7 protein-coding genes and 1 pseudogene are annotated in these 10,325 nt (G+C 70.6%); 5 read left to right on the forward strand and 3 right to left on the reverse strand.

What is annotated here, in order from left to right:
* Nucleotides 1-93 precede the first annotated feature (93 nt).
* The 4 genes and pseudogenes from ABZV38_RS37715 (at nucleotide 94) to ABZV38_RS37730 (ending at nucleotide 6,321) form a co-directional block, all read left to right on the forward strand.
* Nucleotides 94-351 (forward strand): hypothetical protein, encoded by a 258-nt coding sequence (locus ABZV38_RS37715; RefSeq protein WP_356333139.1) that lies wholly within the window; start codon nucleotides 94-96, stop codon nucleotides 349-351.
* 110 nt (nucleotides 352-461) lie between these two features.
* A pseudogene (locus tag ABZV38_RS37720) lies at nucleotides 462-1,277 on the forward strand (DUF2399 domain-containing protein); the annotation flags it as partial.
* Nucleotides 1,278-3,609: 2,332 nt separating this feature from the next.
* Nucleotides 3,610-5,001, forward strand: coding sequence for a metallophosphoesterase (locus tag ABZV38_RS37725; protein ID WP_356333149.1), 1,392 nt, complete (start codon nucleotides 3,610-3,612; stop codon nucleotides 4,999-5,001).
* Nucleotides 5,002-5,148: 147 nt separating this feature from the next.
* Complete coding sequence (locus ABZV38_RS37730) at nucleotides 5,149-6,321, forward strand: HupE/UreJ family protein (protein ID WP_356333141.1); 1,173 nt, start codon at nucleotides 5,149-5,151, stop codon at nucleotides 6,319-6,321.
* Between the two features lie 95 nt (nucleotides 6,322-6,416).
* Here the strand turns inward: ABZV38_RS37730 and ABZV38_RS37735 are convergent, their stop codons facing one another.
* Nucleotides 6,417-7,547, reverse strand: a complete 1,131-nt coding sequence (locus ABZV38_RS37735; RefSeq protein WP_356333142.1) for a phosphatidylinositol-specific phospholipase C1-like protein — start codon at nucleotides 7,545-7,547, stop codon at nucleotides 6,417-6,419.
* A gap of 233 nt (nucleotides 7,548-7,780) precedes the next feature.
* Here ABZV38_RS37735 and ABZV38_RS37740 point away from each other — a divergent pair, with 233 nt between their 5' ends.
* Nucleotides 7,781-8,620 (forward strand): endonuclease/exonuclease/phosphatase family protein, encoded by an 840-nt coding sequence (locus ABZV38_RS37740; RefSeq protein ID WP_356333144.1) that lies wholly within the window; start codon nucleotides 7,781-7,783, stop codon nucleotides 8,618-8,620.
* Here ABZV38_RS37740 and ABZV38_RS37745 read toward each other — a convergent pair whose 3' ends face one another.
* Both ABZV38_RS37745 and ABZV38_RS37750 read right to left on the reverse strand, forming a co-directional pair.
* On the reverse strand, nucleotides 8,621-9,505 hold the full coding sequence (locus ABZV38_RS37745; protein ID WP_356333146.1) for a metallophosphoesterase: 885 nt from the start codon (nucleotides 9,503-9,505) through the stop codon (nucleotides 8,621-8,623).
* 143 nt (nucleotides 9,506-9,648) lie between these two features.
* Nucleotides 9,649-10,041 (reverse strand): hypothetical protein, encoded by a 393-nt coding sequence (locus tag ABZV38_RS37750; RefSeq protein WP_356333147.1) that lies wholly within the window; start codon nucleotides 10,039-10,041, stop codon nucleotides 9,649-9,651.
* Nucleotides 10,042-10,325: the final 284 nt, after the last annotated feature.

Consider the following 10,325-nt stretch of genomic DNA (forward strand, 5'->3'; position numbering starts at 1 on the left):
GTCATCGGTCAACGCCAGCTCGGCCATCGGCCGCCCCATCTTCGCCATGAAGACAGTCTACTTACTCAACGAATCTACGACGCAGGACACTAGGTGGTCGCCATCGGGGTCCCAGGTCCTCACGGAGAGAAGGACTGGTACCGGCTGCGCGCTGCGCCGATCGTCGAGGAGGTCGAGCTGCAGGCGTGCCGCGAGTACGGACTTGCCGGATCTGGGCTCGCCCAGATCAACGAGGCGCTGTCGGGGAAGTGCGAGGAATTGGTGGGCTACGTCGGCGACCGTGCCGTGAAAGGCACTCTCGTTCTGAGCACCGGCGGCGGGGCCGAAGACGTTGTCCGGGCGATCCCGTAAACCGGCGCGATTGCTGACCGCCCAGCGCACGGCGAGGGATCCGAACCGGTGGACGCTCGTAGCGCCGGTGCGGCCGTCGGCCAGCCGGAACATGGTGCGCCTTCGCCGCCCGCGTTCTGGGCTCGGCGCACGCCCTCGACGACGGAACACCGCTGGCCACCCTTACCCTCTCCGGCATCCGCGCCCTGACCGGCTTCCCCGAGGGCTCCGGGACCCAGTGGCGGCGCGAGGCATGGGCGCGGCCGGGCTGCTGCGCGACGAGCTGTCCTCCACCGTCCTCACACTCGGCCTGCGCGGCACCCCGGCGCTGGACTGGTTGTCCGAGCGGCGAGCCGGCCGTCCTGACGCTCCGCCAACTCGCGGGGAAGGGACGTCCGGTCACCCCGTCGGCCACGGTGTACGTCTGCGAGAACCCCGCGGTCCTTGCGGCGGCCTCCGATGCCCACGGAGCGCGCTGCCCACCACGGGTGTGCCTCCAGGGCCAGCCCTCCGCTGCCGCCCTCGCCCTCCTGCGCCGCCTGGCGGGCAGCGGGGCGAGCCTGCGCTACCACGGCGACTTCGACTGGGGCGGCCTGCGCATCGCCGCCGCTCTGCTGACCCGCGTCCCGTGGACTCCCTGGCGCTACACGGCCGCCGACTACCGTGCCGCCGCCCGCGACGGCGCGGCATCCCTCACGGGCACGCCCGCGTCCTCCCCCTGGGACCCCTCACTCGCCGAAGCTCTGGTCGAGCTCGGGGTCCGCGTCGAGGAGGAGCCTGACGGCGGCGTACGCCGACGCGCACGCGCCCGGCTCCGACAAGCACCCGCACCCACCGGGGCACAACCAGCCGGCGAACCCCACGAGTCTGCCGAAGCTCACCCCCGGCGACGGCGCGTATCTGGAGGGCACGGAGAAGGCCGTCGCCACGCCGACCCTGGCCGGTGACTCCGTCACGCGTCTGGCAGTCGACGGGAAGGCCGTCGACGCCGAGCGGACGGTCGGGGTCTCCCGGCTCAGCTTCGACGTCGGCTCGAACTCGACGGAGTCCCGTTACCACAACTACGTGCTGGTCAACGGCGCGTACCGGGTGGACATCGCCGACCTCGTCAACGAGCGGGGCACGATCGAGATCCCGAACGGGCAGCTGGTCAAGGGCGAGAACGAGATCGAGATCTTCGCCGGCGCGGTCGACAGCTCGTGCGGCAGCAACTTCGACGACTTCGTGCTCTCCGACATCAGCCTGGACCTGCTCGGCGAGGTCGCGGACGGCGAGGAGAACGAGTACACGTACTCCTTCGGCGACGGCAGCTGCGGCACCAACACCACGCTGCTGACGAAGGCCACGCTGAGCTTCTTCGTCCTGGGCGACCCGCAGGGCACCACGGGCCTGCGCGCCGATCTGGACACCACGAAGCTCGCCAACGGCGAGCACGCCCTCACGGCGACGACCGCCTCGGGCAAGACCGTCAAGAACACGGTGACGGTCAACAACGCCCCGGCTGGCGCCCCCCACCTGCTGCCCAAGGACGGCACGCTGGTCAAGGGCCGCCAGTCGGTGTTCGCGAACTTCCCCGCGGGCGCCGAGGGCGACACCACCACGCTGACCGTGGACGGCAAGGAGCCCGTCACCGCCGCGCACCTCGGCAACGGCGCGGCGACCTTCTCCTTCGACGTCGGGTCGAACTCGATCGACGACAAGTACGACAACCACCTGCTCGTCAACGGCAAGCGCATCGACCTGGGCGGCACCTGGGTGAGCCAGCGGGTCGACATCGCGATCCCGGCGCGCTTCCTTGTGCCCGGCGACAACACCGTCACGGTGGTCACCAGCCCGTACAAGGAGAGCTGCGGCAACAACCGCGACGACTTCGACATCTCGCACCTCGCGCTGACCCTCGACGGCGGCACCGTCACCGGCCGCGACATCGCCGACTCGTACGCCATGGGCGACGGCAGCTGCGGCAACAGCGACACCCGCCTGCGCGAGGTGGAGCTGCACTGGACGATCGACGCGCCCGCCGTGCACGTCTCGCCGACCCTCGGGTCGGGCAGTGCGATCCTCGGCTTCACCGTGGGCACCAACTCGATCGAGGCCCGCTACCAGAACCACATCCTGGTGAACGGCCAGAAGCACGTGCTCGACGGCGACTTCGTCAGCCAGCACGTCGACCTGGCCTTCCCCAACGAGTGGCTCGTGCCCGGCTGGAACACGGTCGACTTCGTCACCGGCACCTATCCGACCTCGTGCGGCGACAACCACGACGACTTCGCCGTCTCCGACATCACCCTCACCCCGGCGGGCGGCACCGCCGCGGGCCGGATGCTCAAGGGCTCGTACAGCCTCGGCGACGGTAACTGCAGCGACAACGTCAACCCGCTGACCGAGATCGACCTCGAGTTCTTCGTCGACGGCCCGGCCCAGGGCCTGCACGCCGACCTCGACACCGCGAAGATCGCCGACGGCAAGCACACCCTGGCCGCGACGTCGACGACCGGCAAGACCGCGACCCGCTTCCTGGTCACCGACAACTCCGCGCCCGCGGTGGCTTCCAGCGTCCCCGCCGCCGGACGGAAGATCACCGCGTCGGTCGTCCTCGACGTCCGGCTGGAGGACCTCTCCGGCGTCGTGAACGGCCCGGACGTCAAGCTCGACGGCAAGCCGGTGCAGCTCGGCACCCCGGTGGGCCCCGGCCTGTCCGCCGGTGAGCACACGCTGACGGTGTCCGGCACCGACGGCCTCGGCAACAGCGGCACCAGCGAGGTGAAGTTCACTTCCGCCGGCATCCCCGACGCCCCCGCCGACCTCACCCCGAAGTCCGGCACGACTGACGCGGGCAGCAGCGTGAAGCTGTCGGCGAAGGTGGCCGAGCCCGACGGCGGCGAGGTGAGCGCGACGTTCTCCGAGACCGAGATCCTCACCCCGGACGACGTGTACCAGGGCACGGTCACAGCCGTTCCCACCACGCTCAAGGTCAAGGGCGAGAAGAAGGTCAAGGCCTCCGGCCTCGCCCTTGCCGACGGCAGGACGCTTGACGCGCCCGCCGGCGCGGACGTCACCTTCCAGCGCTTCGACGTCCGGGTGAAGGGCCACGTCGACGCCCCCGTGCTGCGCTGGGAGGGAACCATCGACCCCGAACGGCTCGCCGCGCTGCGCGTGTGGAACACCAAGACGGAGACCTGGGACGTCCTGACCAGCGCCCGCGGCGCCGTCGAGGGCCAGACCCGCCTGACCGCCGTCGTCGACCGGAAGTACGTCGACGGCAAGGAGATCCACGTCATGGTGACCGGCGAGGACCCGTTCGCCGACGACATCGACGCCGGTGACCCGAACACGTTCGCCGACCCCGACTCGTACGACTTCTCGATCGTCCACTACACCGACACGCAGTACCTCTCCGAGGGCGCGGTCGAACAGGAGACGCCCGAGGAGCGCGCCGTCTGGGAGAAGGCCTACGGCGACGTCTCCCGCTGGATCGCCGACAACAAGGACAAGCGCAAGATCGCCTACGTCGCCCACACCGGCGACCTCATCGAGAACAACATCCGCAAGCCCGCCGACGAGGCCACTCAGCGGCAGATCACCGGCGAGCTGGTGCTGGCCTCGAAGCAGCAGAAGATCCTGGACGACGCCGGAGTGCCCAACGGCGTCATCGCGGGCAACCACGACAACCAGTCGGGCACCGAGAACGGCCCGGGCGCGATCTACAACAAGTACTACGGCCCCGACCGCTACCAGGCGCTCTCCGAGGGCTGGAAGCACGCCGAGTACGGCGGCCCGTGGCGCGAGGGCGACAACCAGAACCACTACGACCTGTTCTCCGCCGGCGGCCTCGACTTCGTCGTGGTCGGCCTGTCGTACGGGGTGACGCGCGAGGAGGCCGAATGGGCCGACTCCGTCTTCAAGCGCTTCCCCGACCGCAACGGCATCCTGCTCTCGCACGACTACCTCGCGCCGAGCAGCAACCCCAACGGACGCGGCGCCCCGTTCTCCGTGCCCGACGGCTCGATGCTGTACAAGACCGTGGTCCAGGACAACCCGAACGTGTTCCTGATCCTCGCCGGTCACGAGCACGGCGTCGGCACCAACGTGAAGCCCAAGGTCGGCGAGGTCGCGCACGACGTCGTCGAGCTGCTGGCGGACTATCAGTTCTACACGGTGTCCGCGGACCGGCTCGGGCTCACCGAGATCGGCGGCTACAAGCCCGACGACCAGCTCCAGTTCGGCGCGAGCTTCTTCCGGATGCTCCAGTTCAACGTCAAGCGCTCCGAGCTGACCGTGGACACCTACTCGCCGCTGCTCGACGAGTTCGGCGCCACCGAGTACGACACCAACCACCGGTACGACGGCACCGAGGACAACATGGTGCTGCCGATCGACCTCAGCAGCCGCAAGACGACCTTCAAGACCGACTCGCTGGCGCTCTACGACCCCGTGAGCGTCATCGGCAAGGCGAAGGCCGGCTCCGGCGAGGTCGCCTCGGTGACCTGGCGGGACCTCAAGCCGGGCACGACCCACGCGTGGTTCGTGACGGTGCGCTCCACCGGCGGCGGCGTGACCGCCTCCGAGCCGAGTGTCTTCGTGACCAAGGACGCCCACGGCCATTCGGGCCCCTGGGGACCGCACGTGCCCGTGTACCCGTGGTTCACGTCGTCCCCCGACCGGGGGTGACCGGCTGACCGGCCGGTAGCACCCGCCCGGCACTCCTGCCCGCCGTCCCGGACCCGACCCGTCCGGGGCGGCGGGCTCGCCGCCGTCCGCCCCCCCGACACAACGAGAACCGAGACCTCCATGCGTTCCGCCTCCTCGCACCCGCCGATGCCCCTGCCCTCTCGCCGGCCGCCCCGGCTGCCCGCCGCGCTCCTCACCGTCGTCGCGGCGCTCCTGGCCGTGCTCGCCGCAGGCATCGCCCGCCCGGCCCCGGCCGCGGCGCACGACGCGACCTCGACCGCGTACGTCGAGGTGGAGGGCACCGGAGGCCATGTCGAGGCGAGACTCGACCTCGAGTACGACCTGCTCATGAAGTCGGCCTGGCTGTACGAGGAGGCGTACGGGGCGAAGGGCCGCGCCGAGCAGCTGCGCCAGCTCAAGATCAACGCCGACGCGGTGACCGAGTACGTCGCCGGGCGCTTCGCCCTCACCCACGACGGCACCGCCTGCACACCCCGCCCAGGCTGGGACGCGGACGTCCACACCCGCGGCACCCGGCCGTTCGCCGTGCTCACCCTGGCCTACGACTGCCCCGGCGGCGCCGACGGCACGTACACGATCTCCAGCGCCCTGTTCCCCGACGCCGAGAGCTTCGTCCACAGCACGGAGACGATCGTCCACTACGACATCGACGGGCAGCGGGGCTCCCAGGTGCTGACGGCCGCCGCACCGACCCTGAAGACCACCGGACACCACGAGTCCCACCAGATCGCGGAGTTCTTCCTGCTCGGCATGGAACACCTGCTGTTCGGCCTGGACCACATCCTCTTCCTGCTCTCGCTGCTCATCGGCGCCCGCGGCCTGCGCGACGTCGTCCTCGCGGCGACCGCCTTCACCGCCGCGCACAGCGCCACCTTCCTGCTGGCCGCCATGGGCGTCGTGAACGTGCCCGGATCGGTGGTGGAGCCGGTCATCGCGGCCTCCATCGCCGTCGTGGCGATCGCGGGCTTCTTCCTGTGCGACCGTGAGGGCAGCGGACGGTGGCGGCTCCCGGTCGTCTTCCTGTTCGGCCTCGTCCACGGCCTGGGCTTCGCGGGAGCACTCGGCATCGACGAGAGCTGGTCCTGGGAACTGCTGCTGTCGCTGCTCAGCTTCAACGTCGGCATCGAGGCCGTGCAGTTGGGCATCATCGCGGTGACGTTCCCGCTGCTGACGCTGCTGCGCCGGACCCCCGCGCACTGTTGGGCCATGCCAGCGACGACCGCGCCCATCGTGCTCGTCAGCCTGTACTGGTTCTGCGACCGGGTGGCACTCGCGGTGTGCCCGCGGGGAGGCCAGTGACCGGCGCGGCAAACCGAGTGCCAGGAGCCCATGCGAAGGGGGCCGGACGCGTGGCGTCCGGCCCCCTTCGCAACGTTGTCGGTCGGCGCGCGACGTCAGCCCGCGACGGAGCGGCAGGACTTCGGGGCGATCACCGGGTTGCAGCGGGCGGGGCCGCCGCCCGGGAGCTGGGCGACGTAGTCGCTGCCGTAGCGGGCGGCGAGGCCGGGCACGGGGAAGTCGGTGCTGACGATCTGCGCGCCGCTGGCCAGGGCGGCCTTGAGCTGGGTCGTGTCACCGGTCTTGGCGGCGCCGAAGGGCACGTCGCTGCGGGTGCGGACGAAGTAGCCCTTGCGGACCCAGTCCTGGATCTTCGCGGTGTTCGCGCCGGTCGGGTCGTTCTCCTCCAGGAACGCGGCGTCCGGGCGGCCCGGGGCGGAGTCGGTGAACAGCACGCGGCCCTCCAGGCTCGGCCGGCCCGCGAGGTACGGGGCCTGCAGCGTGGTGTCCTTGTTGTCCATCAGGAACATGACCTTGCCGCGCGAGCGGTCCAGGCTCGGCCAGCCGTGGCGCAGCACGGACTGCTCCAGGGTCAGGCCGGGGCGGCGGATCGTGTCGGGCGTGATGAGGTCGTCGGCGCCGAAGATGGAGCGGATCTCGGCGTCGAGCCGGTCGAACTGCTTGGCGTCCCACGGCGGGCTCTTGGGGCCGCCCTGCGCCTCCATCTCCGGGTCGGTCGACTTCAGCTCCAGCAGGATCGGGACCGGCACGTGGTCCGGGTTCGCGTCCGACCAGGTCTTCACCTGCCGCAGGCACTTCACCAGCGTCGAGCACGTGGTGTTGTAGTCGTGGTCGGCCCAGTGCATGACCTTCAGGCCGGGGCCCGCCAGGTCGGGGTCCGCGAGCGGGGGGAGTCCGGCCTGCTGCCGGATCAGCGGCTTGGTGTAGAGGCCGCCCTGGTCGCTGTCGGGCATCACGTCGAGCTCGAGCTGGCGCACCGGCTCCTGGCCGAGCTGCACCGGGAGGGTCGGGTGCGAGTACCACAGGTTGTCGGGGTCGGACTCGCCCTGGATCTTCTTCTCCGCGAAGGACAGTTCGCGGTGGTAGCTGTTGTGCGTGCCCAACAGCTGGATCTGGTTCATCCCAACGGGCGTGTGGTGGCGGTCGCTGGCGTCCGCGGCCGTGACGAGTGAGGTCACACCGAGGATGGCTGCCGCGCCGATGACGGCGAAGTGACGGAGATGCATGGGCCGTACAGTCGCCGGTGATCGTGGTCATCGGGCGACGCCGGGCCGACCTGACGGCGAATGCCTTCCCAACAGCCGCGTCGAGCCCGACGAGGGCACGCCGGCTCCCGGTTGCCGGGCGTCCGGCCCCGACATCGGGATGGGCGCCGTTCTTCATCTGCAGGCCATCCGTCCGCCAGGGGACGCGGCGACGATCGTGATCGTTTCCAGAACCGCCCCCAGGAGGATCAGCCATGCTGCGTCGGACACTGTCCGTACTCGCCGCCGTCGTCGCGCTCACCGCCACCGGGATCGGCCATGCCTCGGCCGCCACCGAGTCCGAGGGCCGAGGCGCCCGGGTGCTGGATGTGATGACGTTCAACATCCACCACGCCCAGGGCACCGACGACGTGCTCGACCTCCAGCGGATCGCGGACGTCGTCCGCAGGAGCGGCGCCGACGTGGTCGGGCTGCAGGAGCTCGACAACCACTACTCCGGCCGCAGCAATTGGGCGGACCAGCCCGCCGAGCTGGCCGCGATGCTGGGCTACCACGTGGTGTTCGGCGCCAACATCGACAACGAGCCGCCGGCGCCCGGTGGCCACCGGATCCAGTACGGCACCGCGATCCTGTCCCGTTACCCGATCACCGAGTCGGACAACACCTGGCTGTACAAGTCGCCCGGCCAGGAGCAGCGCGGGCTGCTGCACGCCACGCTCGACGTCCGCGGCAAGACGGTGCACTTCTACTGCACCCACCTGGCCGCCAGTTCGCAGACCGACCGCCTGCAGCAGACCCCGCAGATCGTCGACCGCATAGGCAACACCGAGCCGGCGATCCTGGTGGGCGACTTCAACGCCGTGCCGACCGCGCCGGAGTCCCAGCCGCTGCAGACCGCCTACACCGACGCGTGGGCCCACTCGCTGCACGGACGCGGGGACGGGGCGTCCTTCCCCGCCGAGGGCCCGACCGAGCGGATCGACGACATCTACACCACCGACGAGGTCAAGCCGCTCGTCACCCGCGTGGTGCACGCCGACCCGACGGCCTCCGACCACCTCCCGGTGATCAGCAAGGTCGTCGTCGCCCCCTGATCAGGCGCCGGGGCCCCGCCGGTCGATGACCGAGCGGAGCTGTTCGCGGTCGAGCTCGTACACCGTCTCGCCCGCCCGCGGGTCACGTGCGTGGAGCACGTGGAACAGCGGGGCATGGGGACCGTCGAGGTCGACGAGGGTCGCCGAGGCCCCGCGAACGGCCCGCTCGGTCCCCGGCGGTCCGGTGAGGTCGACGCGGCTGAGGACCCCGGCGGTCACCCACACCGGGATCGACGCCAGGTGGCCGAAGAGCTGCAGGTGGAAATGGCCGCAGAGGACGAGCCGCACATCGGTGCCGCGTACGGCGTCCGCCAGATCGGAGCCGTTCTGCAGCCCCAGGGCCTTCTGGACCTCGACGCCGAGGGTAACCGGCGGGTGGTGGAGGACCACCACGGACCCGCGGGGCGCGGGTACGGCCAGTACCGCGCGCAGCCAGTCGAGCTGGCGCGCGCCGATCCGGCCGTACACCTTGCCCGGGACGAGTGAGTCGAGCGTGATGAAGCGGTGGCCGCCGATGACGCTCGCCGCGGCCCGCTCGCTCCCGGGGGAGTCGACCACCGTCGCGGCCAGGTCGCTCCCGTCGGCGCCGAGGTGTCCGCTGCCCAGCACCTTGGCGAAAGCCCCGCGCTCGTCGTGGTTGCCGGTGCAGAAGACCACGGCGGCCCGCTTGCGGAGGGCGAACTCCCGCACGATGCGGCGCGCCGCCGTGTACGCCTCCATGGAGCCGTCGTCGGCGACGTCCCCGCTGACGACGACGGCGTCGACGTCCGGGACAGTCTCCAGGTCGGTGAGCATCCGGCGCAGTGACTCCCTGGCGTTGATGCCGCGGGAGTTGGACGCCTCGGAGGGGCCGATGTGGATGTCGGATATGTGAAGGACGCGCATCCCGCGCAGAATACCGTAGCCTTGACGGAGCGTCACTACCGCCCGGCGTGCTTGCGGCACCTGACGACGCGCGGCGCGGCACCGTGGAGGTTCCCGGCGCCGGCGGCCGCACGCCGGGGACCCTCACCCCGTTGTGTGAGAGCTCACTTGAGGGGTTCGAGGCAGAGGGTGAAGTCCCGGCCCGCGCCGCCCTGGGTGTAGCGCTGGTACTGGCTGTCGCAGGTTCCGTCCGTGCCGGAGGCACGGCTGGCGACCTTGAACTGGGCTTCGGGGGTGCCGCAGGCCACGATCTCGAACTCGGGATCGCCGACGGATATCACCGCGGTGGCCTCCGCGTTGGCGGCGTGCAGGCAATCACCCGCGTCGGCGGTCGCGGCGCCCCCGAACCAGGTCGTGTAGCCGCCGTACACGACGACGCCGGCCACGACGACGCTGACGACTCCCTTGAGGACGCCCTTGACGCTCAAGCGGCGGGCGGGGACCGGCGCGGCGGGGTGGCTGTACGGGTTCCGGCCGGGCGGCGGCGGAGTGGTCATCGGGGTCCCCCTGAGGTGTCGTGGGCAAGGTCAATCGGCCGCAGAAAATACCACCATTGACGCGACACTGGGACCAGCCCGCGACTACCGGGGCCGCTGATCCGGTTTCGGGCAGGCCGCGCTGAACGCGGCAGAAGGGCAATCTGAGTGGCCGGGCGCCTGCGTATGTGAAGCCGGGGGAGGCGCCCGCTGAAGCTTCCCCTTGATCACGGACACCTGGAGACTGGGACCTGAGGTTCCAGAGGAAGTAGAGCCAGGTGGGAAGCAACTACTCGAAGCGGTAC

This window comes from Streptomyces sp. NPDC005181 (assembly GCF_040608395.1).
GTDB lineage: Bacteria > Actinomycetota > Actinomycetes > Streptomycetales > Streptomycetaceae > Streptomyces.

What these genes read in the sequence shown, in the direction of transcription:
- ABZV38_RS37725 (WP_356333149.1), top strand. Translation starts at nt 3,610, where the DNA reads ATGGTGACCGGCGAGGACCCGTTCGCCGACGACATCGACGCCGGTGAC.
- ABZV38_RS37730 (WP_356333141.1), top strand. Translation starts at nt 5,149, where the DNA reads ATGCCCCTGCCCTCTCGCCGGCCGCCCCGGCTGCCCGCCGCGCTCCTC.
- ABZV38_RS37735 (WP_356333142.1), bottom strand. Translation starts at nt 7,547, where the DNA reads ATGCATCTCCGTCACTTCGCCGTCATCGGCGCGGCAGCCATCCTCGGT.
- ABZV38_RS37740 (WP_356333144.1), top strand. Translation starts at nt 7,781, where the DNA reads ATGCTGCGTCGGACACTGTCCGTACTCGCCGCCGTCGTCGCGCTCACC.
- ABZV38_RS37745 (WP_356333146.1), bottom strand. Translation starts at nt 9,505, where the DNA reads ATGCGCGTCCTTCACATATCCGACATCCACATCGGCCCCTCCGAGGCG.
- ABZV38_RS37750 (WP_356333147.1), bottom strand. Translation starts at nt 10,041, where the DNA reads ATGACCACTCCGCCGCCGCCCGGCCGGAACCCGTACAGCCACCCCGCC.